The following is a 22,328-nucleotide window of genomic DNA, read 5'->3' on the forward strand; positions in this document are numbered from 1 at the left end:
CCGCGTCAGTCGCTGAGCACTTTGGCCAGATAGGGCAGGGACGTATCCATCCGGAAGTCGATCGAGGAGTGCGTTCCGGCAAACTCCTCATAGACATGCGGAATGCCGCGTGCAGCGAGCTGCTTGTTCATGCGGCGTGCGCCATAGACCAGATTGTATTGGTCGATATCGCCGCAATCGATGAAAAGGCCCTTGAGGATTTTCAGCCCGTCGGCATGCTCATCCAGCATTTCCAGCGGATCCCAGCTCATCCATTGCGCCCAGCGTTCCGGGATGCGTTCACACGTATCCATTGTCACGGGAAGGCGGATGCCCAGGAAAGCGTCCGGATCGGGATCATAGGTCGCGGCCATGGCCAAGATCATCAGGGCGTGAAGATCATCACCACTGACCTTGATCTGGCTGTCCTTCTCCCAGGCCTCGATGAAGCTTTCGATCGTGCCTCCATGCTTGGCGATGCGACGCAGTGTGTGGGCGAAGTCGGCCGCGAACATCAGCTCGAACCCCATATCGCCGGAATGACAGGCCGCAGCTGACCAGAAGTCCGGATGCAGGAGCGCGTGGACCATGGCACCATAGCCGCCGGAGCTCTTGCCGAAACAGCCGCGTTTGCCAACGCCACCGCAACCGAATTCGGCTTCCACGGCCGGGATCGCTTCCTGGAGCAGGAAGTCGTCCCAATGGCCCATGGCCAGCGAGTTCACATACTGGTTGCCGCCCAGCCGTGTGAAACAGTCCGGGAAGGCGATCACGCAAGGCTTCATCCGGCCCTCATGGATCAACCGGTCGGCGCGCTCGGGAACATTCTCGCCGAAATTCCGCCAATTCGTGTGACCCGGTCCGCCCGAGGTAAAGCCGACCAGATCCACCAGAAGCGGCAAATCCCGGCCCTCATGTCCGTGCGGGACATAGACGTCGATGCGGCGGTGCGGGCTGTCGCCTAGCATATTGCCGGCGACGGCCTGGCTGTCGACATGGATGGTGTGAAGGGTTCCGGCGGGGATATGTGCGTGTCTCATGGCGGCAGATTAGGCGGGTTCGCTGCCAGCCGCCACAGGCCGTCTGCCGTGAACACGGCGGAGCGGAGGGATGAGGCCCTTGTGCGCTGCATCCCTGTGGTTGAAGCTGGGCGAATGAGTACTGACAAGACCTTCATTTCTGCCGACCAGCTTTTGGCCCAGAGCTTCCAGCTGGGTGCCAAAATCCTCGAGACCGGTTTTCGCCCGACTTACATTGTCGGCGTCTGGCGCGGGGGTGCCCCGGTCGGGATTGCCGTACAGGAATACCTCGCCTGGAAAGGCGTCGAGACCGACCATATCGCCCTGCGCACCTCGGCCTATACCGGGATTGACCAGATGGCACGCGAAGTGCGGGTGCATGGCGAGAGCTATCTCGTTGATGCCCTCAATGCCGATGATCGCTTGCTCATCGTCGATGATGTGTTCGACAGCGGCAGTTCCATCGAGGCCATCATCGATGTGCTCAAGGCGAAGTGCCGACGGAATTTCCCGCAGGAGACCCGGATCGCCACCGTCTATTACAAACCGACCCGCAACCGGTCATCCATGACCCCCGATTTCTACGTAGAAGAAACGGATGACTGGCTCGTCTTTCCGCATGAATTGTGCGGATTGAGCCCCGATGAGATACTGGCGAAGGGCGAAGTGGGGCACAGCGTGCTGGAGACCTGACGCCCCGGCATGATCGGAGAGTGATTTGGTCAAGACGGCACATACGGCGCTGGCGCGGGATACCTGGCTCTACGGCGCGACGCTTCTCTTGATGTTCCTGGAACTGGCCTATTCGCTGTACTGGGCGGTGAGCGACATCCTGATCCGCATCCTGCCGCGACCGCACACGATTTTTCCGGCGGACATGGTGAATTTCGTGCTGACAGCGCCGCTCTGGCAGGAGGCGGTCTATTTCTCCGGTGTGGCCCTGATCGTGTCCAGTTTCACGCTTGCCTGCCTCAGGCAGCGGGCGGTGATTCTGACCTATCCACTGGCCATGCTCATGTTCAGCGTGGACTGGGTCGTGGCGGCTGCCAGTGGTGCCGATTTCCTGACCGTGGCTGGCTATATCTCACTCGTCTATCAGGCGCTGGTGATCACGCTTCTTTTTATTGCGTTGAACCGCAAGCTGATCCGCTGACCCTTGGTGTCAGGCTTGCCGGAGGCGGAGACACAGGCCATCCTTTGTACCGGGCAAGGGTGCAGGGCAGGATGAGCGCATGCGGATCACCTATTTTCAGGGGTTGTCGGCCTGGAAGATCGTGCTTCTGTGCAGTTCGCTTCTGCTCATGCTGGTCGAGACGGCCTACTCGGTGTGGTGGGGGATCGGAGATATCCTGATCCGGGCCTTCCCGGGGACTCATCCCTTCTTCAAGGACAGTATGGTCGATCTCGTCCTGGGCACCAGCCTGGCCCAGGACTCGATCTATTTTCTGGCGACAATCATTTTGACCGCCAGTTGCATCGCCCTGATTCTCCGCAAGGCGTGGGCTTTCTGGGCCTATGCGGCGGCAGCGCTCCTGTACAATCTGGACTGGGTCCTGATGGGACTGAACGGGCTGGATAACCAGCCCGCGGCTGGCTATTTCTCGATGGCCTATGCCTGTCTGCTGCTTTTTCTGCTCTGGCTGACCAACCGGTTCGGTGTCTCCCGCTAGCCCGGGCGGTGAATGGCGCAGAGCTTGTGGCCATCCGGATCGCGGACATAGGACAGGTGCACAGTACCCAGATTGCCGGTGCGCGGACCAGGCGCATCCTCGATCGAGGTTCCGCCCTGTTCGACAGCGACATCATGAAAGGCTTTCACCTGTTCCGGCGAGCTGCACTTGAAGCCGATCGTGGCACCATTGGCGTGGGTCGCGGCCGCCCCATCAATCGGCTCGGTAATGCAGAAGGCATTGCCGTCATGAAGGAAGAAATAGCGCACATGCCCGGTCGGCGCTTCATTGCGGATCGGCTCGCCGGCACCCAGCGTGCCGAGAACGGCGGTGTAGAATTCCTTCGAGCGTTCGATGTCGTTCGTGCCGACCATGATGTGATTGAACATAGTGTGTCCTCCCTCTGATTGACGGGAAATTCCCAGCCTAGGCTTCGTCGAGCCCGATGTCGAAATTCGGCGCTGAATGGGTCAGCGCACCCACTGAAATGATATCCACACCGGTCTCTGCAATACCGCGGACCGTGTCCAGATTGACCCCGCCAGAGGCTTCCAGCGTGACCTTGCCTTTGGCCTTGGCCACGGCGGCGCGCAGATCGTCCAGCGGGAAATTGTCCAGCAGAATGCTTTCCGCGCCTGCTGCGATGGCGGCGTCCAGTTGGTCCAGCCGGTCGACCTCCACGGCGATGCGCGTCATGTGACCGGCGCTGTTGCGGGCTGCTTCAACCGCCTCGGCAACACCGCCGCACACGGCGACATGGTTGTCCTTGATCAGGATGGCATCATCCAGACCATAACGGTGCAGGGCACCGCCGCCGGCTTGCACGGCCTGCAGTTCAAAGGCCCTGAAACCGGGCGTGGTCTTGCGGGTGTGGACAATGCGGGCATTCGTACCGGCCACCGCCTCGACATAGCGTGCGGTGAAGCTGGCAATCCCGCTCATCCGGCCCATGAAATTCAGCGCGATCCGTTCAGCGGACAACAGGCCGCGGGCCCGGCCGGTGACGCTGATCAGGATATCGTCCGGCTTGACCGCGGCGCCGTCCTCGACCTGTGGGCTGACCAGGGCTTCCGGGTCGCATTGCCAGATCGCTTCCAGCGCTGGCTGCAGACCGCAGATCACGCCGGCTTCGCGGGATTTGAAGTAGAATTTCGCGTCGGCATGGGCAGGGATGCAGGCCAGTGATGTGACGTCTCCGCGTCCGCCCTGATCCTCGGAGATGGCGCGGGCGACCGCCTCGGTCACGACATGGCGGGGCAGGGGCATAACGGGCATGGTGGGGTCCTGTTACTCGGCCGGTGTCTGATAGCGGCGTTGCGGGGATTGTGTCGATGCCAGATCGGCCAGTGTAAGCTGTGTGTGTGCAGCTTCGGCCGCTGCTTGCGGGCAATCCGTTCGGAAATGTCCGCCCCGGCTCTCGCAGCGGTTCAGCGCGCCCGTGACAATGAAGTCCGCGGCCAGCAGGGCATCGGCGTCTCCGTGCTCTGCGCGCAGATCCGTGATCAGGGCTTTCAGCGCCGCCAGTCCGGTCTCACTGCGTTCCACGCCGCAATGCTGTGACATGGCCTGGCGCAAGCGGGCGAGAGCATGGGGCGGGAGGGGCGTCCACGTCGCGCTGCCTCCCGGGACGGTTTCGCGCGGCTTTGCCGGTTCGGTGCCAGAAGTGAGAGCCATGGCCACCTGGGCCGCGCTCACCAGACCTTCGGCCAGGGAGTTGGAAGCGAGGCGGTTGGCGCCGTGCAGGCCGGTCGAGGCACATTCGCCGATGGCGTAGAGGCCCGGAACATCCGTGCGGCCATCAATATCGGCCTTTACGCCGCCCATATGATAGTGCGCAGTCGGTGCCACCGGGATCGGCTCGATGCGCGGATCGATACCGGCCTTTTGGCAGGCGGCAAACACGGCTGGGAATTCTTCGGGGAAGGCGTCGCCAATGGCCGTGCGGCAATCGAGGAAGGCCCCTTTGCCAGTGGCATTCTGGCGGTGCACGGCCCGGGCCACAACATCGCGTGGCGCCAGTTCGGCGTCGGCATGGACCGCTTTCATGAAACGGTGGCCAGACCGGTCGATCAGGGTTGCCCCTTCACCGCGAAGCGCTTCGGTGCACAGCGGCGCCGGATCCAGACCGGCATTGAGCGCGGTCGGGTGAAACTGGACGAATTCTGGGTCTTGCACCGTCGCGCCCAGACGGGCCGCCATCACCATGGCCTGGCCCTGGGCACCCGACGGTGTTGTGGTCAGGGCAAACAGGCCGCCGGCTCCGCCCATGGCGAGGATCGTGGCGTCAGCTTCAATCGTCTCGGTCCTGCCATCCGGGCTTTGAGCGACCGCGCCGGTACAAGCGCGTGTATCACCAAGCAGGGACACGGCTTTCCAGCCATTCCGGATCTCGATGTGGTCCGCCTGACGCACCGCCGCGATCAACGTCGCCATAATCGCGGCTCCGGCGCCATCACCCTTCACCCGGGCGACCCGGTGGCGGGAATGGGCGGCTTCGCGGGAGAGCGACCAGGTCATGCCCTCGCGCTCGAAGGGGGCACCCAGCGCTGCCAATTCTGCGACTTCCGCTGCGGCGCCTTCGGCCAGCGCGCGGGCCGCCTCGGTATTCACCAGGCCCGCTCCGGCGCTGATCGTATCGGCCGTGTGGAGATCGGGGGTGTCATCCGCCGCCAGAGCTGCCGCGACACCGCCTTGCGCCCAGCCGGAAGCCGCCCCTTCACCGAGCGGCGCTCCGGTCAACAGCACGACCCTGCTCGGCGCCAGTTTCAGCGCCGCCCAAAGGCCGGCAATGCCGGCACCACAGATGAGGACAGGGCGGGGCATGGCCCTAGATCGCCACCAGATCCACGGGCTTTTCCTGCTGGGTCGGATCAAAGCTGGCGGGCTTGTCCGGCTTGGGCAGGTCGAGCATGGCCTGGACGGAGGCGCGGGCGCCTTCGATGACGGTGTCCGGCACGGTTACTTCATGCTGTTCCAGACGCAGGCAGTCATAGATGTTTTCCAGCGTGATCCGTTTCATGTGCGGGCAGAGATTGCACGGGCGGATGAACTTGATCTCCGGCACATCGGCGGCGACATTGTCGCTCATCGAACACTCGGTCAGCAGGACGGCTTTCTTGGCGCCGCTATGCTTGGCCCAGTCAGCCATGGCCGCGGTCGAGCCGGCATAATCGGCAGCCTGGACCACTTCCAGCGGGCTTTCCGGGTGGGTGATGATCACCACGCCCGGGTGCGCGTCGCGCAGGTCCTGGATGTCCTGGGCAGTGAATTGCTCATGCACTTCGCAGCTGCCGGCCCAAGTGAGGATTTTCACATCGGTCTGGGCGGCGACATTCTTGGCCAGATACTGGTCCGGCAGGAGAATGACCGTGTCCGAGCCGAGGCTTTCGACAACCTGGACAGCGTTCGACGAGGTGCAGCAGATATCGCACTCCGCTTTCACATCGGCCGAGGTGTTCACATAGGTCGCCACCGGAATGCCGGGATAGGCGGCCTTGATACGGCGGACATCCTCGCCCGTGATCGAGCTGGCCAGCGAGCAGCCGGCCTCGGTATCGGGGATGAGGACCTTTTTCTCCGGAGCGAGCACTTTGGCCGTCTCGGCCATGAAGTGGACGCCGGCCTGGACGATGATGTCGGCCTCGCTCTCGGCTGCCATGCGGGCCAGGGCCAGGCTGTCACCCATCAGATCGCCGACGCAGTGGAAAATGTCGGCGGTCATGTAGTTGTGGGCGAGAATGACAGCGTTTTTTTCTTTTTTGAGCTGGTTGATCGCATGGATCAGCGGCGCCTTGGCCGGCCACTCCATGGGCGTCACCACATGCTTCACCTTCTCGTAGAGATGGTCCGTGGCCGCCTTGACCTCATCCGTATATGCCAGTTCCGGCCGGTCCTGATCAAAGCCTTCAGGCGTTCCGTCCCAATTCAATCCGTCCATTTTCCCCTCCCTTTTGCTCGCAGTGAGCATTAGTGGGATCTGAAAATAGGCGGCTCGTCACAGGGCCGCCCCCTTTTGCTCGAAATGAGCTTTAGTCGGGAAATATATAAATGCTCACATTGAGCAAAGCAAGCGATTGCCTTGCATCACGGCAGTGATAGCCAGATTTCTTGGGACGATCAGGCTTCGGGGATCTGGAAACCGCGGCTGTGGAGTGTCCAGATTGCGTGGCCCAGGCCGGTCAGGGCGAGGCCCAGGATCAGGCAGACCGGGAAGCCGACACCGGCGGCGACCAGCGCGAACGTGATCGCGCAATTGGCGGCGGCGGGCAGAAGGAGTTGGCGTTTGGTGATCCGGTTCATCGGCAGGACGCACAGGCCGACCATCAGCGCCATGACAAGGGGCAGGCCCAATTCATAGCGTTCCAGGCTGATGAATTGCAGGGCCAGCGCAGTCAGACAGCAGACCAGAAAACCAGCCCCGGTTTCGATCAGCCATGCCTGCCGCATAACAACCCCACTACGCATCAAACGATATTGCCATGCAAAACCAGATTGTTGCGCAGCGCAAGGAAAAAATTGTGCAGCGCAATATAGTGGGGTGCCGCTATTCCGGGCTGTCAGTCTCGTTGGGCAGAATTTTGTCCACGTCGAGGCCTGTGGCTGCGGTGTCGACATCCAGCAGGGTCGAGACCCCTTGGGTCGAGGACGCCTGTTCCAGAACATTCTGATTTTGCTGTGCGTTGGTCGCATTGTGAGCGGCATTGCCGAGGGCTTGGCCCGTTGCCTGATAGAGATTTCCCATCGCCATTTCCGGCGCATCACCGACCACTTTGACATTGGCCTGCGTGACCGCATCAGTGATCTGCGGGTTGACGATGTCAGCGTCCTGGGCGGCTGCGCTGGCCGCCAGGCCCAGAGATGTCAGGCCCAGCAGGGTCCAGTGAAGGGGGTGAAGCATGATGTCCTCCTGCAATTCGCCGCAAGGTCTAGCACAGAAGGGTTCCGATCCGCTTAAATCGCTTGCCGGGCTTGCTAGCCTTCTTTCAGGCGCGGCGTGGAAAGACCCAGCGAGGGCAGGCCGGCGAGGGCTTCGCGGCGATAGCGGTAGAGTTCGGCAGGGCGGCCGCCCGTCTGGCTTTCTACCTTGCCTGTGCCTTCCACGAAGCCGGTACGGTCCAGCGCTCGCCGGAAATTCTGTTTGTGCAGACGGTATCCGATAATTGCCTCGACGCCCTGTTGCAGGCCGGAGAGGGTGAAGAGGTCGGGCATGAGCTCGAAGACGATGGGCCGGTATTTGATCTTGCCGCGCAGGCGAGAAATCGCGGTCGCCAGTATGCGCCGGTGATCGGAGGCCATGGACAAGCCGAGGGCAGGGCACAGGGACGGATCGTCGACCTGACCATCCCGGGCGGCCTCCGCGACAAGACCAGCCTCGTAGAGCAGTTCATAGCGGTCCAGGACGCGTTCTTCATTCCAGGTTTCGCCACCCATGGCGAACGCCGTCTTGAGGCGATCATGCCGGGAGGCGCGGCGGCCGGGCACGCCGGCTTCATCGGCCCAGGCTGAGAGGCGGGGAATGATGTCGGTCTCGATCACATCCGGCTTGCCCTGGCGCCAATCTTCCCAGGGGAAGAAGTCATACCAGTCGCGCCAGCGACCCCCGCCATCCGGCGGCGTGGCCGTGTCGGCCGTCAGGGCGAGATAGCCGATCGAGATGATACGGGCATCTTCCGACCCGGTGAGGGCCGCCAGCGGCGCTTCGCGGCCGCGGTCGCCGAATGTGTAGAGCTGTTCGACATAGCCCAGCTGGAAGCGGGCCTGTTCGGCCACCCAGCGGCGAAGGCCGATCTCGAAAGTGCGATGGCGGGCCGGATCGAACGGACCGAAGGGCAGGGCAACGCCGCCGCCCGCCTGCGGCACGATCAGGACGCGCGGCGCGTCGCTGTCGACGGACAGGATGACCGCATTGAGGCCGACAGAAAGGGACTGACCGGCCAGTTCCATCAGCGCCCCTCGACCTGGGCGAGAACCGTTTTGAACGTATCCAGCATCAGGATCTGGGCCTGTTTCACCGGGCGCGGCTTGATCGTGATCTCGAGATCCGCTGGCGGCCGTCCGAAATATTTCAGCGCCTCTTCCTTGGTGAAACCGGCAATCTGGGTGGCCTCGAAATAGGCACAGATCACATCCGCACGCTTGATCTTGCGCTTCACCTCGGCCGGCAGTTTCGGCGGCAGGCCGTAGCGAAGATGGATGGCGCGTTCCAGCCGGTCCTCAAACTCGCGGTAGTTCACGCCGAGAGCCGCCTTAAACGGGCTGATCATGTCACCGATCACATATTCGGAGGCGTCATGGAGGATGGCGGCCAGGCGCCATTTCGGTTCCAGCTTGGGATAGAGATGGTCGAGGATCTGCAGCACCACGACAGAGTGTTCGGCGACGGAGAAGGCATGGTCGCCATGCGTTTGCCCGTTCCAGCGCGCCACACGGGCCAGGCCATGGGCGATGTCCTCGATCTCGACATCAAAGGGAGACGGGTCCAGCAGATCCAGCCGGCGGCCTGAAATCATGCGCTGCCAGGCGCGCGGAGCCGTGTCTTTTTTGCGGGCTGCAGCCGGCATGGTCGTCCTTCCCAAAAATCGCGGAGTGGGGAGATAGCATTCTTGCCCGGGCATCTCCACTCCACCGGTCCTGCCTTTTCACAGCCGATGTGCGTTCATGCCGCATCGTGCTGCGAATTGACCTCCAGCGCAAAACCGGGATGGATAAGGCCATAGAAATACTCGGGAGACTGGCATGAGCCTGACACGTGTTGTGATGAGACTGGGACGGAATCCGGATGCGGGTTTCCCCGACGGCGATGACGAGCAGGGCTATGTGGTCGTGGCGCCGCTGGACGGGGATGGCCGTCTCGATGTTGAGCTCTGGCGCGCGAACAAGGCCAAATGCACGGTCGACCGTTTCTCGCCCGACCCGGACGAAAAGGCTGATGGCTGGCTCACGCATCGCGGTTCGCATTGGTTCTTCCATTATGACGAGGAAGGCGAAGGTCCGGATGAGCCGGTCTACCGTCTGGGTGATCACACGCTGCGAATGGGTGACTACCTCACCATCCACGAAGCCGATGGTGATGATCTGACCTACAAGATCACCGAAACCACGCCGGTCTAACCGGTCCTTTCCCGTTTCGGGGCGAGGCGCGCCACCATTGCCTTGCCCCGGTTCAGGAGCGGCCGTTCCAGCAGGACATGCGTCAGTCCGCCCAGGATGAGGCAGGCGATCAGGCAGATGGCATGGAAGGCCAGCCCGGCCAGAAGCGATCCTCCGATCAGATCCGGCACGATGCGCGCCAGAACACTGATGACCAGAATGTGCGAGAGATAGATCGCATAGGACCAGTCACCGATCCGGGCCAGCAGGGCCGGGAAGCGGGGTGACCAGGCGAGGAAAGTCGCGACCAGCCCAATCGCGAAGGGCGCCAGCACCGCCACGCGTTCGGGGGCGGCGGCCAGGCCATCAATTCCATTGAAATGGGTCCAGACCAGGCCGCCAGCCAGTCCCGCTGCCAGCACAAGCGGTGCCACGATGCGAAGCCTGGCCATCACGGGCAGGAGCGCAGCCAGACCGATCCCGGCCAAGAAGAGAAAGTTGAACGGGCTGAACATCATGTCCAGCCAGGCCGATGCGATCGTGTGCGGTGCCAGGATGTAAGCCAGGCTGGATACAGCCCAGAGCGCCGCGGCCCAGCCGCGCCAGCTGCGCGGAAGCAGCAGGCCCAGTCCATAAACCAGGTAGAAATAGAGTTCGTGCGTCAGGGTCCAACCGACCGGGAGGATGGGTGTCTGGCCGGTCGGGATGAGGGTGAGCGAACCGATCAGGTCGAGCTCGTCACGGGACCGGGTCAGACTGTCGCCCATGGCGAAATAGCCCGCGACGGCGAAACCCGTGAATATCCAGTAGAGCGGCAGGACCCGGTTCATCCGGTTGAGGAAGTAGTGGGCGTCAAACCCGCGATGCGCACGGTAGATGTAGTGGATGATGAAGCCGGACAGGACGAAGAACACGTCCACGCCGGCAAAGCCGAACAGGCTGGCCTGGCCCAGCACGGGCGTCTCGAAAAACCGGTCATTGGCTTGGTGGACATGCGCCACCACGACCATCAGCACAGCGATGGCCCGCAGGAATTGGATTTCGATCAGCGTCTTGTGCTGCCCGTGTTCGCCCATGCCGGAAATCCTTGCCGCTAGTGCGGGGCGGGTTCGAAGGCGACCAGGGCGATGTGCGACCGGTCCGGGCTGACGGCCATGCGGCTGACGCCGTCCAGGCCGGCTTCACCCAGATCGGCGATGGAGGACCAGGGAAGATCCCGTGTCCGCATCATCAGCACACCTTCATCCACCGCGAAGAAGGCGTCGCGACCATCGGCCAGGGAAAACACGGCATAGTCCTGGGTCTCACCCGGCAGGTCGAACAGGTGCTGTGTGCCCTCTCCGTCGAAACCGGTCTCGTGCACGGAGAAGCCGCCATCCTCGCGGGACTGGGTGAACAGGACACTGGCATGATCGGGTGCAGCATAGAGCGCCCGGCCGATCTGTTCGGCCACGTCGACCGGCTCATCATCGGAGAAACGGTCGAAGACTTTCAGGTGGAAGACCTCGTCCAGTGCAAACACTGCCAGCCGGGTCATGTCCGCATTGAAAGCGTAATAGCCATTGGGGCCGACGGAAGAGGCCGAACGGGGCTCGCCGCCCTCCAGCCGGTCAAGCCAGACTTCGCCGCCATAACCGCCCGGTGCCTGGTAGATATAGGAGAGGGCTTCGCCGGCCGGGGTCGGTCGCGGGGAGTATTCGCCGGAGTCCGGCGTATCCGTGATCCGCACGCGTTCGGAACAGTCCAGATTGCAGCGCCAGATATCGGTCAGCGGTCCATCGCCGGACGCGTAATAGAAGGATTGGCCGTCAGCCGTGAAGGCCGGCTGATTGTCATAGCCGGCACGCTGCGTGGCATTGTGGATAGCGCCCAGTGCGGGAATGTCTTCAACCCAGCTCAGCGGCGCGATGTAGATGTCGACGCCCGGAAGGGCCGCCGCATCGGCTTCATCCGCATCTGTTTCTGTTGTTTCAGGCGCCGCTTCGGCCTCTGTCGCCGTTGCATCCATGTCGGCCGGTTCCGCCGGCTCCTGCGGGGCCGAACAGGCGGTGAGCAGGGCCAGGAGGCCGGTCGTGCCGGCGAGGAGAAGTCGGGTCATCAGCGCTTCCTTACGGCTGCCGCTCCCACGCCATAACCGGCTCCGAAGGCGCACATCACACCCGTCTCGCCTGCCGCCATGTCGTCGGAATGCATCTGGAAATTCATCACGACGGAAGAAGAGGATGTATTGCCATACTCGTCCAGTATGGCCGGCGCATTTTCTTCGGTCCGGTCGCGGCCGAGGATGCGTTTCGCGATCATGTCGACCATGCGGATATTGGCCTGGTGCAGCCAGGTGCGGCGGACATCTTCCGGCTGCAGATCGATCTTCGTCATCAGATTGCGGGCCACTTTCGGGGCGAAGCCGACCACATCCTTGAAGACGCGGTGTCCGTCCTGGTCCAGATGCGGCTCGTAATCGGGATCAATCTGGCGTTCGGCGCGATTGATGAAGCCGAAATCGGAACGCAGGGCGGAGGACCATTTATTCTCGGCATGCGTGCCCAGAACATCCCAGCCTCCCGGGCGGCCGTCATCGGCCTCCACGATCATGGCAGCAGACGCGTCACCGAAGATGAAGTGCACATCGCGGCGCGAATGCACATTGATACAGGTCATGATCTCCGGCGAGCAGACCAGGATGCGTTTGGCTTCGCCGGACTTGATGAAGCCATTGGCAATGTGCAGCCCATACAGGGCGGAGGCGCAGGCCATGGTCAGGTCGAAGGAGAAGCCCTTGGCGCCGATCGCGTTCTGGATCTCGCAGGACACGCCCGGGAAATTGCGTTGCTGGGCGGAGGAGGCGACGATGACACCGTCGATATCCTTGCCGTCATAGCCCGCGCGTTCGAGCGCTTCATTGACGGATTTCAGGGCAAACTCGGCCTGGGTGGAGATTTCCTCGATCGGCCTCGGCGCGATCTGGGGCACCATGCGCTCAATGTCCAGAATGCCGTCCTTTTCATAGACGTGCCGCCGTTTGATCCCGGAGGCATTGACGATGAAATCGGAATTGGAGAGCGGCACTTCGTCGATTTCACCGGCCGCAATGGCGGCCGCGTGCTCGGCGTTGAAGCGCTCAGCATAGGCGTTGTAGCTGGCAACGAGTTCATCATTGGTGATGACATTCGACGGGACCCAATAGCCCGTCGAGCGGATGAGGCTGTTTGGCACGGTGTGTCCTGCTTTCCTTCCCAGACGGCGCCAGCCTACTCCATGAACCTGTCCGATCAATGCAAAGCCGCATGGCGGCCTCGCAGGCCCCGCACAAGAATCGAGCAAACCTGCACACTTGTGCAGCGCAAAATAAGCAAATGCAGGAAAAACCGGGCGGATAGTCGACTCTTCTTCGCGCGGGCTTCTAGCTCTTCGGCAGATCGCAAAAAGCGGCAACAACCCCGCCGGAGGCCCCACAGATGGACAGTGGTAACAACGCCTGGATTTTGACTTCGACCGCCCTGGTCCTGCTCATGACGCTGCCAGGGCTTGCGCTGTTCTATGGTGGCATGGTGCGGCGGAAGAATGTGCTCTCCACCCTGATGCAAAGCCTGGGTGCAGCGGCCATTGTTACCGTTGTCTGGGCGCTGATCGCCTATTCGCTGGCCTTTACCGATGGCGGCGGGCTGAACGCCTTCGTCGGCGGTCTCGCCAGTGCCGGTCTGGCCGGTATCACACCGGACAGCATGTCCGGCGACCTGCCTGAAAACCTCTTCCTGATGTTCCAGCTCACCTTTGCCATCATCACGGTGGCCATCATCGCGGGTGCGGCTGTCGAACGGATCCGTTTCTCGGCCTTCATGGTGTTCGGTGCCGTGTGGATCGTCCTGGTCTATGCCCCGATCTGTCACTGGGTGTGGGGTGGCGGCTTCCTGGGTGATGCCGGCGTGCTCGATTTCGCCGGTGGTGCCGTGGTCCATATCAATGCCGGCGTAGCCGGTCTGGTCCTGGCGAAATTCCTGGGTCCGCGCAAAGGCTATCCGGGCTCCAACATGGCGCCTGACAATCTGGTCCTCACAGTCGCCGGTGCCGGCTTCCTCTGGGTCGGCTGGTTCGGCTTCAATGGCGGGTCCGCCCTCGCTGCGGATGGTGCTGCGGCTCATGCCCTGGTGACCACGCAGGTGGCCACGGCGACGGCCGTCATCGTCTGGGTCTGCCTGGAATGGATCCTGCGCGGCAAAGCGTCTGTGCTCGGCGCGGCCTCGGGTGCCGTGGCAGGCCTGGTGGCGATTACGCCGGCAGCCGGCTTCGTCCCGGCCTGGGCGGCTTTCCTGGTCGGTGCCGGGGGCTCCTTTGGTGCCTATTGGGGCGTCACCGCGCTCAAGAAGGCGATCAAGATTGATGACACGCTGGATGCGTTCGGCCTGCACGGTGTGGGCGGGCTGGTCGGCGCTGTGCTGACTGGTGTCTTCGCCAGTGAGGCGATCGGCGGAACGGCTGGCGCGATCGAAGGCAATATTCTGCAGGTCTGGACCCAGGCCTGGGGTGCGCTGGCGGCTGCGATCTACTGCGCCGTGGTCACCTTTGTCATCCTCTTCATACAATCCAAGCTTATGACGCTCCGGGTGGATGAAGAATCCGAGGTCTCGGGCCTCGATACAAGTTTGCATGGTGAGTCGGTCGGCAATTAGGCCGGCTTCACCACCCATCTTCGGCCGGTTGGGGGCCGGAGAGCGGGAGCGGGTGCTGTAAGGGGTTGCGGCGCCCGCTCCCGACCCCAAATTGAGTTGCCCTTCGGGGCTTGACCCGTTATTGGGTTTCGCACGTCCAGGCCTGTCCTCCCCGGCTTGAGACGCATACTGACCCGGCCCTGCCAGTGCGTTGTTACTGGACAGGGCCGGGTCTTTTTTTGGCACCGGTGTCAGTTTTGCCGAGTCCGTTATGCGTTTTTGTATGGAGTTGGTGGAGGCCGGGAGGCGCGCTTCTCCAATCCGTCATTCGCGATCCCCTGAACCGCGCGCAACCACACCCATTCCCCAGTCAAGCGACGGGGGATGATAGGCGGGCCCGGATCGGGTGGGGATTAAAGTTTTTCGACGAAGACCGTGCCGGCGGAATAGCCCGCGCCGAAGGAACAGATCAGCCCCTTCTCGCCGGCGGCGAAACCGTCATTGTGGCGGTGGAAGGCGACCAGGGAGCCGGCGCCGGCCGTGTTGGCGAACTCGTCGAGGATGACCGGAGCCTCCTCAACCTCGAACTCGCGGCCGAAGACTTTTTTGGCGACCAGCATGTTCATGTTGATATTCGCCTGGTGCAGCCAGAGGCGTTTCATCTGGTCCGGCGTGAGACCGAACGTCTCCATGTCGGACAGAATCATCTCGGCGACCATCGGGCAGACTTCCTTGAAGACCTTGCGGCCCTCCTGCACGAAATAGCGATCCTCGAATTCCGGCTCCGGGTCTTCCGACGCGTTCAGGAAGCCGAAGTTCGATCGGATATTGTTGGAGAATTTGGTCATCATGTTGCGGCCGAGCACGCGCCAACCCTCGCCGCCGGCGACATCTTCATGCTCGATCAGCATGGCCACGGCGACATCGCCGAAGATGAAATGGCTGTCGCGGTCGCGGAAATTGAGCTGCGGCGTGGTGATCTCCGGCACGATGACCAGAACCGATTTCGCCATGCCCGTCTCGATCATGTTGATCGCATTGACGATGCCGAACGTTCCCGAGGAGCAGGCCACGGTCATGTCAAAGCCGAAGCCTTCAATGCCCAACGCGTCCTGCATTTCGATTGCCATACAGGGATAAGTGCGCTGCATGGAGGTCGCCGAGCAGATCACCGCATCGACATCCTTGGGATCGCGGCCAGCCGCGGCCAGCGCGTCGCGGGCGGCGGCAACACCGGCTTCCGCCGTCAGGGCCAGGGCCTCATTGGGGCGCGGCGCCACGCGGGGGCGCATCCGGTTGACGTCCAGCACGCCCGCCTTGTCGATCGTGTAGCGGGATTTGATGCCCGAGGCCTTCTCGATAAAGGCCGAGGAGGAGGGGTTCAGCGGCTCGACCGTGCCACGCGCAATCGCGTCGGCATTGTCGGCGTTGAACTGTTCCACATAGGCGTTGAAGCAAGCGACGAGTTCGTCATTCGAGACCGACTCTTCAGGTGTCCAAAGGCCGGTCGACCGGATCACAACGCTCATTCATTTCACTCCGAAACGGGCAGACAGGGCGCGCAACCTAGTACCAAGCGCCAGCAAGGTCACCTCGCGAACTGCGCAAGCGGTGTCATTGTCTCTTTGACCTCTTGATCCAAATCTGTTCGAAACACCCTGACCAAACCTAGCCCGGAGATGCCCCATGAAGACCCGTGCCGCTGTTGCGTTCGAAGCTGGAAAGCCGCTGGAGATCGTCGAGGTTGACCTGGAAGGGCCCCGCGCGGGCGAAGTCCTGGTCGAGATCAAGGCGACGGGGATCTGTCATACCGATGAATTCACTCTGTCGGGTGCCGATCCGGAAGGCGCCTTCCCGGCCATTTTGGGCCATGAGGGCGCCGGTGTTGTGGTGGAGTGCGGCCCCGGCGTGACCGGCCTGCAGCCGGGAGACCATGTCATTCCGCTCTACACGCCGGAATGCCGGGAGTGCGAATACTGCCTCAATCCCAAGACCAATCTGTGCCAGTCGATCCGCTCCACCCAGGGCCAGGGCGTGATGCCGGATGGCACCTCGCGCTTTTCCTACAAGGGCGAGAAAATCCTGCACTATATGGGCTGCTCGACCTTCTCCAACTACACCGTCCTGCCCGAGATCGCGCTGGCCAAGGTCCGCAAGGACGCGCCCTTCGACAAGATCTGCTATATCGGCTGCGGCGTGACGACGGGGATCGGCGCGGTCACCTTCACCGCCAAGGTCGAGCCCAATTCCACCGCCGTGGTTTTCGGTCTCGGCGGGATCGGCCTCAATGTCATCCAGGGCCTGAAAATGGTCGGCGCCCGTCAGATCGTCGGTGTCGACCTCAACCCGTCCAAGGTGGAGATGGCCAAAAAGTTCGGCATGACCGACTTCGTCAATCCCAAGGATGTGACGGGTGATCTGGTCGGCCATCTGGTCGAGCTGACCGGTGGCGGCGCCGATTACACCTTCGAATGCATCGGCAATGTCGATGTGATGCGCACCGCGCTGGAATGCTCGCACAAGGGTTGGGGCACCAGCGTCATCATCGGCGTTGCTCCGGCCGGTGCGGAAATCCAGACCCGCCCCTTCCAGCTGGTCACCGGCCGAAATTGGCGCGGCTCGGCCTTCGGCGGCGCACGCGGCCGCACCGACGTGCCCAAGATCGTCGACATGTATATGGACGGCCGCATCGATATCGACAGCCTGATCACCCACAAGCTGAAGCTGGAAGACATCAATAAGGGCTTCGATCTGATGCATGCCGGGGAAAGCATCCGGAGCGTGGTGGAGTTCTAGTTCATGACCTTTCCACCCGACTGGTTCGAGATGGAGGATGAGCAGGCCATCGCCTTCGAGGATGAGCTGCGCCGGGAATGCATGCCTGGTCACGTCCTGCACGGGCTGGAAGTGCGGGCGGTCGCGGTGGCGGACTGGTCCGATGACAGCCTGTTCGAGATCGAGGATGGCCGCTGGGCGCTGGTCCACCTGACCTGGAAGGCCGAGACCGACCCGAAATGGCCGGCCACGGAGATCTTCAAGGATTTCGAGACCGTGCTGAAACGCCTGCACGAGGATTTCGAGGAAAGGACAGGTGCTTCGGCGGGAGATTAGTCGTCGAGCACGCTGTCCAGGCTGACCAGTTCGAAATCATGCATCTGGTCCAGATAGGCCTCGAAATAGGCCTTGTGCGAGGACCCCACGATGACCAGGACCCGGGCGCCGGGCTGGTTGCCCGCGGCTTCCACGACATTGGCGGCCATGCGCAGGCCGCGGGTCTGCCACCAGGCGAGATATTGCCGGGTGACGGCATCGTCCCGGCCGGAGGCAGCGGCTGCGCCGAAATCCTTTTCGATGGTGAAACGCTGATAGGCGGCGCTGTTCAGGAAGCGGTAGCCGTCCAGAACAGCGTCCGGTGAGCCGAGAAAGCCCGGCTCCATGGCGGCATATTCCGCTTCCAGCGGGTGTTCCGTGCTCCATACGGACTGGATGGCCGGACCCAGCGTGTCAGGCGAGCGCGTGTAGATGTAGTCCGCCGTATGGTCATCCATGGTGGCGAGCTCTGTCAGGCCCAGTCGCTGGCCCAGTTCCACGCCAATCAACTGGTTTTCATTGCGTGATTCCTGCAGGCGTTCCAGCCGGACCAGGAGGGCGTCATCCACCCCGTCGGCGGCAATCTGTTCGGCTTCATCCAGCTGGGCCCATTGCAGGGCGGCCGACCAGGGTTCGCCGGCTCCGTAGAACAGCGCGGCAAGGTGACGGCGTTCGGCCGGGGAAGGCGCGTCCGGCCAAGTGTCCAGCGTCATCTCCACGGCCAGAGCGGCCTCCGGCTGGGATATGCCGAGGGCATTCAGGGCGGGTTGCGGATCGGTGCAGTATCGGTCGGCAGCACCATCATGCAGCTCCGCGAAGCCGCGCATCTGATAGCAGGTGCGTCCGCCAATGCTTTCCAGCGCGATGACATCCGGCGCGAATTCCTCCAGTGCGTCGAGCAGGAGGGAAAGATGGGCCGGATCGAAAGCCGCTTCGGGGAGGTTGTTGAGGTGTTTCGTGCCGAGGATGAGGACTTGGGTTGGCTCACCGCCGAGCGTCCGTTGGACACCGGCGAAATCGATCGCAGGGCGGGTGTTTTCCGTATCAAACACCGGGGAACCGGGAAGGGTGTCGGCATTGACGGCCTGGGCGATGGCCGGGCTGGCCAGGCTCAGACTGCCGGCCAGCAGGGATGCCAGGGACAGGGTGGTCTTCATCGGTCTTTCCTCCTTGGGCGGCAGTTTCCGCTCGATTGCCACGTTAGCGGGCTGCATTCGGGGCGGAACCGGGATTGGAGATGTGTGCGTTCCTCGCCTATGTCTGATGGCAGCGACGCAAGAAGGACGCTTTCGATGAGCCTCACCACTGTTTCTTCCTGGGCCAGTTTCGGCGGCACGTTGTCCGTCCATGACCATGACAGTGAGGCCTGTGGCTGCACGATGCGGTTTGCGGTCTTCACACCGCCCCAGGCGAAGGACGGACCGGTGCCGGTGCTCTGGTATCTCTCCGGCCTGACCTGCAATTGGTCGAATGTGATGGAGAAGTCCGGCCTGCAGCGCATGGCGGCGGAGCTGGGCCTGATGGTGATTGCGCCGGACACCTCGCCGCGTGGCGAGGATGTCGCCAATGATGACAGCTATGATCTGGGTCAGGGCGCAGGCTTTTACATCAATGCGACCGAACATCCCTGGGCGCCGCACTTCCAGATGCAGACCTATATCCTGGAGGAACTTCCCGCCCTTATCGGCTCGGAATTCCCGGCCGACATGGACCGCCAGGGCATATTCGGCCATTCCATGGGCGGGCATGGCGCGCTGACCCTGCATTTCAAACAACCGGGCCGCTATCGCTCTGTTTCGGCCTTTTCACCCATTGTCGCGCCGGCGCAAGTGCCCTGGGGACAAAAGGCCTTCTCCGCCTATCTGGGTGATGAATGTCCGGACTGGGGCGAGCATGATGCCTGTGAGCTGGTGAAGCGTCAGCCCAGCGAAGCCCATATCCTGGTCGACCAGGGTGAGGCGGATCAATTCCTGGAAGAACAGCTCAAGCCGGAATTGTTCGAGGCGGCGTGCCGGGAGGCGGGCCAGTCCCTGACCCTGCGCCGCCATCCCGGCTATGACCATTCCTACTGGTTCATCGCGACCTTCATGGAGGATCACCTCCGCCATCACGCCAAGGCGCTGACGGCCTAGCGATTACTGGATGCCCAGTTCGGAGATGGACAGGGTAGCCTGGGCATATTCGCCCTGACGGTAGGAGCCGACCCAGACGGAATAGGCACCCGATTGCGGGCGGTTGATCGTGATCGCCGGGTTGAGGCCGGGCCCGCTGTCATCATCGCAATAGAATTGTCCGTCCGGGGCCCGAACGATCAGCGTCGTGTCGGCATTGGAATTGGCGGAAATCGTCAGGTTGAAACTGCCCGCCTGGTAGTAGACGGCAAAGTCCACCGCATCGGCGACCCAGCCGCGGCAATTGGAAAACAGATTGCTGGCCTGGATCGTGCCGCCCGAGGTGATGTTGGTGCGCCACGGGTCCGGCGTGAAACCGGCGCGCAGATTGACGGAACCGAAAGTCTGGGCCGAAGCCGGTGCGGCTGCGGCGAGGGCCAGCAGGCCCAGTGCGAAAATGCGTTTCATGGCGGTGATCTCCCCCTGCCTGTGAATGGGGGGACGGCACCAGCCCGGATGAAAAGGACCGGAAGTCAGACCGGCACCGCCCCGTGACCCCAACGCTATGTCTGGCGGGGAAAAACGGGCATCCCCTGTTCCGGGGAGGGGGATGAGTTGGGTTTCGGGCTCCATTTCCCAACACACCATTTTCCCCGGGCGCAGTCCCGAGGCCGACAGGGTGTTCCATCTTTTCATCGGATAAGGGTGCGGCGCCTTCGGTTGGCCCCGGAACAAGTCCGGGGAAAATGCGGTGGGTGCTTTCACGACTTTCAGCGCCACGGCGTTTCCGCCTGGCGGTATGAGAGGTGTGCGGGAGGCCGGCGACTGTCTGCCGGCGATTGTTTCTAGTGTGTGTGTGACAGGCACTGGCCTCCCGCACGCGGAGATTTCCCGAACGCTCTCGCCCCCGTTTCCAATCCGGCCGGTACTCAGGTCGGGCGTTTAGTGCCGTCAGACCGGGCCGGACGCCCTGCCGGTGCTCAGGATGTCACCCCCTCGCGCGGACAGGCTCCGCAAACCTCCGGGCACAAGGGACTGAGCTCATGCCTCTCTTCCCGGACGTCGAGGAGGAGTCTGGCACAGGTTTTGGGGGTGGGGATAAGTGGAGCTCGGTCGGCACCCCCTCTCCCTTGGGAGAGGGGGGTGAGCCTGAGTTACCGTCCCATCGACTTCACAACCTCATGCCGATGGCATCCTGTCTCATGGTCATTGACCATGCCGACGGCCTGCATGAAGGCGTAGACGATCACCGGTCCCACGAATTTGAAGCCTCGCTTTTTGAGGTCCTTGGACAGGGCCTGGCTGGCTTCGGTCTGGGTCGGGGTGTCCTTTAGGCTGGGCCAGGTGTTCTGGATGGGGGCGCCGCCGACAAAGCTCCAGAGATGGTCGGAGAAGTCGATGCCGGCCTCGCGCATGTCCAGATAGGCCTGGGCATTGCCGATGGCGGCCTCGATCTTGGCTTTTGAGCGGATAATGCCGGGATCGGCCAGCAGGCGTTCGCGGTCGGCATCGTCGTAGCGGGCAATGATCTCCGGATCGAAACCGTGGAAGACCTGGCGCATGTGCTCGCGCTTGCGCAGGATCGTGATCCAGGCGAGGCCGGCCTGGAAGCCGTCCAGCATCAGTTTTTCCCAGAGAGCGCGGCTGTCATATTCCGGCACACCCCATTCGGTGTCGTGATACTCGGCATAGATCGGATCGGGCGTGTTCACCCAAGCGCAGCGTGTCGTCATGGTTCTCTGTCTAATCCAGGCCTGCTGACAGCGTCATGGCAGGATTATTCCATCTTCCGTCATCCCACGGGCCCTGCAAAGCAGGGATCCGGGGGACCTCACCCATCCTGTTGGCCGGTTAGCCGGGGTCCCCCGGACAAGCCGGGGGATGACGATTGGAAACGGGCGGGATCAAACCGCTTGCGGCGGCGCGTCCGGGATCAGGGCTTGCGGCACGGTGATATGGGCTTCCTGGCCATCGGCTTCGGCGTAGCGTGTGGCCGTGCCCAGCTTGTCGATGCGGGTCAGGATGATGGCGTGGTGTCCGGCGGCGGAGGAAATTGCGCCGACCTTGGCGTCGCCCGCCATGACGGCGGTGCCACGCGGCGGGGCCTCGCTGGCGAAGACGGCGGGGATGGAGCGTTTGCGGATCGTGCCGCGGCGCTTCATGCGCGAGACGACTTCCTGGCCGATGAAACAGCCCTTCTTCCAGCCCACCCCGCCATAGGCGTCCAGATTGACGTCGGTGGGAAAGACTTCCGCCTCGCCATAATCGCGACCGAAGGCGGGAACGCCAGCTTCCAGTTCCAGCGTGTCGAGGGATTTTTCCGGTCCGCCCTGCTGGGCAATGCCGCGATAGACCCGGCCTTCCAGGCGGGGATCGGCGGCCAGGCCCGGATGGGGTGTGGTCGCCCACACGGCACAAAGATCAGTATTGTGCACGATCTCCGCCTGGGCGCGCAGTTTGAACAGGGTAAGGCGTTTGACCAGGCCGGGTGCGGCCTCGGCCGGCACGTCCAGCCAGACCGTCCGGTCTTCGGCAAAAATCAGGAAATCCACCAGGATCTTGCCCTGCGGGGTCAGCAAGGCACCGGGCCGGCAATCGCCTGCTTCAAGCGCGGAGACGTCCGCCGTGATGACGCGTTGCAGGAAGGAGCGGGCCTCGTCTCCGGCGACGGAAACAATGGCGCGGCCGGGCAGGGTGTGCGGGAGAGTGTCGGGCAGGCTCATG

General features: G+C 62.7%; 25 protein-coding genes. 8 read left to right on the forward strand and 17 right to left on the reverse strand.

What is annotated here, in order from left to right; genetic code table 11:
* Nucleotides 1–5: 5 nt before the first annotated feature.
* Entirely contained in the window at nucleotides 6–1,019 is a 1,014-nt protein-coding gene (locus tag I0K07_RS10315) for an alpha/beta hydrolase (RefSeq protein WP_203293059.1), read from the reverse strand.
* A gap of 114 nt (nucleotides 1,020–1,133) precedes the next feature.
* Between I0K07_RS10315 and I0K07_RS10320 the strand changes: the two genes are divergently transcribed.
* The 3 genes from I0K07_RS10320 (at nucleotide 1,134) to I0K07_RS10330 (ending at nucleotide 2,668) form a co-directional block, all read left to right on the forward strand.
* Complete coding sequence (locus I0K07_RS10320; protein WP_203293061.1) at nucleotides 1,134–1,691, forward strand: phosphoribosyltransferase; 558 nt, start codon at nucleotides 1,134–1,136, stop codon at nucleotides 1,689–1,691.
* A gap of 25 nt (nucleotides 1,692–1,716) precedes the next feature.
* On the forward strand, nucleotides 1,717–2,151 hold the full coding sequence (locus I0K07_RS10325) for a hypothetical protein (protein WP_203293063.1): 435 nt from the start codon (nucleotides 1,717–1,719) through the stop codon (nucleotides 2,149–2,151).
* A gap of 79 nt (nucleotides 2,152–2,230) precedes the next feature.
* Nucleotides 2,231–2,668, forward strand: a complete 438-nt coding sequence (locus tag I0K07_RS10330; protein WP_203293065.1) for a hypothetical protein — start codon at nucleotides 2,231–2,233, stop codon at nucleotides 2,666–2,668.
* Here the strand turns inward: I0K07_RS10330 and I0K07_RS10335 are convergent.
* The 8 genes from I0K07_RS10335 to I0K07_RS10370 form a co-directional block, all read right to left on the reverse strand.
* Nucleotides 2,665–3,057, reverse strand: coding sequence for a VOC family protein (locus I0K07_RS10335; protein WP_203293067.1), 393 nt, complete (start codon nucleotides 3,055–3,057; stop codon nucleotides 2,665–2,667). The two genes, I0K07_RS10330 and I0K07_RS10335, sit on opposite strands and share 4 nt — an antisense overlap.
* A gap of 37 nt (nucleotides 3,058–3,094) precedes the next feature.
* Complete coding sequence (gene nadC / locus I0K07_RS10340) at nucleotides 3,095–3,943, reverse strand: carboxylating nicotinate-nucleotide diphosphorylase (RefSeq protein ID WP_203293069.1); 849 nt, start codon at nucleotides 3,941–3,943, stop codon at nucleotides 3,095–3,097.
* A gap of 12 nt (nucleotides 3,944–3,955) precedes the next feature.
* Nucleotides 3,956–5,491, reverse strand: coding sequence for an L-aspartate oxidase (locus I0K07_RS10345; protein ID WP_203293071.1), 1,536 nt, complete (start codon nucleotides 5,489–5,491; stop codon nucleotides 3,956–3,958).
* A 4-nt stretch (nucleotides 5,492–5,495) separates the two neighbouring features.
* Nucleotides 5,496–6,635 (reverse strand): quinolinate synthase NadA, encoded by a 1,140-nt coding sequence (nadA, locus tag I0K07_RS10350; RefSeq protein WP_420828485.1) that lies wholly within the window; start codon nucleotides 6,633–6,635, stop codon nucleotides 5,496–5,498.
* A gap of 149 nt (nucleotides 6,636–6,784) precedes the next feature.
* Nucleotides 6,785–7,114 carry a hypothetical protein gene (locus I0K07_RS10355; RefSeq protein WP_203293075.1) on the reverse strand — a complete coding sequence of 110 codons (330 nt, stop codon included), beginning with the start codon at nucleotides 7,112–7,114 and terminating at the stop codon, nucleotides 6,785–6,787.
* Nucleotides 7,115–7,211: 97 nt separating this feature from the next.
* Complete coding sequence (locus I0K07_RS10360) at nucleotides 7,212–7,565, reverse strand: RebB family R body protein (protein ID WP_203293077.1); 354 nt, start codon at nucleotides 7,563–7,565, stop codon at nucleotides 7,212–7,214.
* Between the two features lie 74 nt (nucleotides 7,566–7,639).
* A complete protein-coding gene (locus I0K07_RS10365; RefSeq protein ID WP_203293079.1) occupies nucleotides 7,640–8,611 on the reverse strand; it encodes an NUDIX hydrolase in 972 nt (323 codons plus the stop codon).
* On the reverse strand, nucleotides 8,611–9,228 hold the full coding sequence (locus I0K07_RS10370; RefSeq protein WP_203293081.1) for a YfbR-like 5'-deoxynucleotidase: 618 nt from the start codon (nucleotides 9,226–9,228) through the stop codon (nucleotides 8,611–8,613). The genes I0K07_RS10365 and I0K07_RS10370 overlap by 1 nt, the downstream gene beginning before the upstream one ends.
* Nucleotides 9,229–9,403: 175 nt before the next feature.
* On the opposite strand from I0K07_RS10370, the gene I0K07_RS10375 reads away from it, so the two are divergent.
* The gene (locus tag I0K07_RS10375) at nucleotides 9,404–9,778 is read left to right on the forward strand and encodes a hypothetical protein (RefSeq protein ID WP_203293083.1); all 375 of its coding nucleotides are present in this window, start codon (nucleotides 9,404–9,406) and stop codon (nucleotides 9,776–9,778) included.
* Here I0K07_RS10375 and I0K07_RS10380 read toward each other — a convergent pair.
* The 3 genes from I0K07_RS10380 to I0K07_RS10390 are packed head-to-tail and all read right to left on the reverse strand — an operon-like array spanning nucleotide 9,775 to nucleotide 12,970.
* A complete protein-coding gene (locus I0K07_RS10380) occupies nucleotides 9,775–10,833 on the reverse strand; it encodes an acyltransferase family protein (protein WP_203293085.1) in 1,059 nt (352 codons plus the stop codon). The two genes, I0K07_RS10375 and I0K07_RS10380, sit on opposite strands and share 4 nt — an antisense overlap.
* 17 nt (nucleotides 10,834–10,850) lie before the next feature.
* Nucleotides 10,851–11,855 carry a TolB family protein gene (locus tag I0K07_RS10385; RefSeq protein ID WP_203293087.1) on the reverse strand — a complete coding sequence of 335 codons (1,005 nt, stop codon included), beginning with the start codon at nucleotides 11,853–11,855 and terminating at the stop codon, nucleotides 10,851–10,853.
* Entirely contained in the window at nucleotides 11,855–12,970 is a 1,116-nt protein-coding gene (locus tag I0K07_RS10390; RefSeq protein WP_203293089.1) for a beta-ketoacyl-ACP synthase III, read from the reverse strand. The genes I0K07_RS10385 and I0K07_RS10390 overlap by 1 nt, the downstream gene beginning before the upstream one ends.
* A 242-nt stretch (nucleotides 12,971–13,212) precedes the next feature.
* On the opposite strand from I0K07_RS10390, the gene I0K07_RS10395 reads away from it, so the two are divergent.
* Nucleotides 13,213–14,424, forward strand: coding sequence for an ammonium transporter (locus I0K07_RS10395; RefSeq protein WP_203293091.1), 1,212 nt, complete (start codon nucleotides 13,213–13,215; stop codon nucleotides 14,422–14,424).
* 392 nt (nucleotides 14,425–14,816) lie between these two features.
* Here I0K07_RS10395 and I0K07_RS10400 read toward each other — a convergent pair whose 3' ends face one another.
* Nucleotides 14,817–15,932 carry a beta-ketoacyl-ACP synthase III gene (locus tag I0K07_RS10400; protein ID WP_203293093.1) on the reverse strand — a complete coding sequence of 372 codons (1,116 nt, stop codon included), beginning with the start codon at nucleotides 15,930–15,932 and terminating at the stop codon, nucleotides 14,817–14,819.
* 157 nt (nucleotides 15,933–16,089) lie between these two features.
* Between I0K07_RS10400 and I0K07_RS10405 the strand changes: the two genes are divergently transcribed.
* Nucleotides 16,090–17,199: an S-(hydroxymethyl)glutathione dehydrogenase/class III alcohol dehydrogenase gene (locus tag I0K07_RS10405; RefSeq protein WP_203293095.1), complete on the forward strand. Its 1,110-nt coding sequence runs from the start codon at nucleotides 16,090–16,092 to the stop codon at nucleotides 17,197–17,199.
* A gap of 3 nt (nucleotides 17,200–17,202) precedes the next feature.
* Complete coding sequence (locus I0K07_RS10410) at nucleotides 17,203–17,514, forward strand: hypothetical protein (protein ID WP_203293097.1); 312 nt, start codon at nucleotides 17,203–17,205, stop codon at nucleotides 17,512–17,514.
* On the opposite strand, the gene I0K07_RS10415 is transcribed toward I0K07_RS10410, so the two are convergent.
* Nucleotides 17,511–18,650 carry a DUF5694 domain-containing protein gene (locus I0K07_RS10415; RefSeq protein ID WP_203293099.1) on the reverse strand — a complete coding sequence of 380 codons (1,140 nt, stop codon included), beginning with the start codon at nucleotides 18,648–18,650 and terminating at the stop codon, nucleotides 17,511–17,513. The genes I0K07_RS10410 and I0K07_RS10415 overlap by 4 nt on opposite strands.
* 135 nt (nucleotides 18,651–18,785) lie before the next feature.
* On the opposite strand from I0K07_RS10415, the gene fghA reads away from it, so the two are divergent.
* A complete protein-coding gene (gene fghA / locus I0K07_RS10420; RefSeq protein ID WP_203293101.1) occupies nucleotides 18,786–19,625 on the forward strand; it encodes an S-formylglutathione hydrolase in 840 nt (279 codons plus the stop codon).
* A gap of 3 nt (nucleotides 19,626–19,628) precedes the next feature.
* Here fghA and I0K07_RS10425 read toward each other — a convergent pair whose 3' ends face one another.
* The 3 genes from I0K07_RS10425 to ygfZ all read right to left on the reverse strand — a co-directional run bounded on the left by I0K07_RS10425 (nucleotide 19,629) and on the right by ygfZ (nucleotide 22,327).
* Nucleotides 19,629–20,072, reverse strand: coding sequence for a peptidase S1 (locus tag I0K07_RS10425; protein ID WP_203293103.1), 444 nt, complete (start codon nucleotides 20,070–20,072; stop codon nucleotides 19,629–19,631).
* Between the two features lie 686 nt (nucleotides 20,073–20,758).
* Entirely contained in the window at nucleotides 20,759–21,337 is a 579-nt protein-coding gene (locus I0K07_RS10430; protein ID WP_203293105.1) for a DNA-3-methyladenine glycosylase I, read from the reverse strand.
* A 171-nt stretch (nucleotides 21,338–21,508) separates the two neighbouring features.
* Nucleotides 21,509–22,327, reverse strand: coding sequence for a CAF17-like 4Fe-4S cluster assembly/insertion protein YgfZ (gene ygfZ / locus I0K07_RS10435; protein WP_203293107.1), 819 nt, complete (start codon nucleotides 22,325–22,327; stop codon nucleotides 21,509–21,511).
* Nucleotide 22,328: the final 1 nt, after the last annotated feature.

This window comes from Maricaulis parjimensis (assembly GCF_016817355.1).
Taxonomy (GTDB): Bacteria; Pseudomonadota; Alphaproteobacteria; order Caulobacterales; family Maricaulaceae; genus Maricaulis; species Maricaulis parjimensis.

Coding starts and splice junctions, on each gene's coding strand:
- I0K07_RS10385 (WP_203293087.1), bottom strand. CDS start 11,855: ATGACCCGACTTCTCCTCGCCGGCACGACCGGCCTCCTGGCCCTGCTC.
- I0K07_RS10380 (WP_203293085.1), bottom strand. CDS start 10,833: ATGGGCGAACACGGGCAGCACAAGACGCTGATCGAAATCCAATTCCTG.
- I0K07_RS10370 (WP_203293081.1), bottom strand. CDS start 9,228: ATGCCGGCTGCAGCCCGCAAAAAAGACACGGCTCCGCGCGCCTGGCAG.
- nadA (WP_420828485.1), bottom strand. CDS start 6,635: ATGCTCACTGCGAGCAAAAGGGAGGGGAAAATGGACGGATTGAATTGG.
- I0K07_RS10365 (WP_203293079.1), bottom strand. CDS start 8,611: ATGGAACTGGCCGGTCAGTCCCTTTCTGTCGGCCTCAATGCGGTCATC.
- I0K07_RS10345 (WP_203293071.1), bottom strand. CDS start 5,491: ATGCCCCGCCCTGTCCTCATCTGTGGTGCCGGCATTGCCGGCCTTTGG.
- I0K07_RS10320 (WP_203293061.1), top strand. CDS start 1,134: ATGAGTACTGACAAGACCTTCATTTCTGCCGACCAGCTTTTGGCCCAG.
- I0K07_RS10360 (WP_203293077.1), bottom strand. CDS start 7,565: ATGCTTCACCCCCTTCACTGGACCCTGCTGGGCCTGACATCTCTGGGC.
- I0K07_RS10355 (WP_203293075.1), bottom strand. CDS start 7,114: ATGCGGCAGGCATGGCTGATCGAAACCGGGGCTGGTTTTCTGGTCTGC.
- I0K07_RS10375 (WP_203293083.1), top strand. CDS start 9,404: ATGAGCCTGACACGTGTTGTGATGAGACTGGGACGGAATCCGGATGCG.
- I0K07_RS10400 (WP_203293093.1), bottom strand. CDS start 15,932: ATGAGCGTTGTGATCCGGTCGACCGGCCTTTGGACACCTGAAGAGTCG.
- I0K07_RS10335 (WP_203293067.1), bottom strand. CDS start 3,057: ATGTTCAATCACATCATGGTCGGCACGAACGACATCGAACGCTCGAAG.
- I0K07_RS10395 (WP_203293091.1), top strand. CDS start 13,213: ATGGACAGTGGTAACAACGCCTGGATTTTGACTTCGACCGCCCTGGTC.
- nadC (WP_203293069.1), bottom strand. CDS start 3,943: ATGCCCGTTATGCCCCTGCCCCGCCATGTCGTGACCGAGGCGGTCGCC.
- ygfZ (WP_203293107.1), bottom strand. CDS start 22,327: ATGAGCCTGCCCGACACTCTCCCGCACACCCTGCCCGGCCGCGCCATT.
- I0K07_RS10330 (WP_203293065.1), top strand. CDS start 2,231: ATGCGGATCACCTATTTTCAGGGGTTGTCGGCCTGGAAGATCGTGCTT.
- I0K07_RS10425 (WP_203293103.1), bottom strand. CDS start 20,072: ATGAAACGCATTTTCGCACTGGGCCTGCTGGCCCTCGCCGCAGCCGCA.
- I0K07_RS10415 (WP_203293099.1), bottom strand. CDS start 18,650: ATGAAGACCACCCTGTCCCTGGCATCCCTGCTGGCCGGCAGTCTGAGC.
- I0K07_RS10410 (WP_203293097.1), top strand. CDS start 17,203: ATGACCTTTCCACCCGACTGGTTCGAGATGGAGGATGAGCAGGCCATC.
- fghA (WP_203293101.1), top strand. CDS start 18,786: ATGAGCCTCACCACTGTTTCTTCCTGGGCCAGTTTCGGCGGCACGTTG.
- I0K07_RS10315 (WP_203293059.1), bottom strand. CDS start 1,019: ATGAGACACGCACATATCCCCGCCGGAACCCTTCACACCATCCATGTC.
- I0K07_RS10405 (WP_203293095.1), top strand. CDS start 16,090: ATGAAGACCCGTGCCGCTGTTGCGTTCGAAGCTGGAAAGCCGCTGGAG.
- I0K07_RS10430 (WP_203293105.1), bottom strand. CDS start 21,337: ATGACGACACGCTGCGCTTGGGTGAACACGCCCGATCCGATCTATGCC.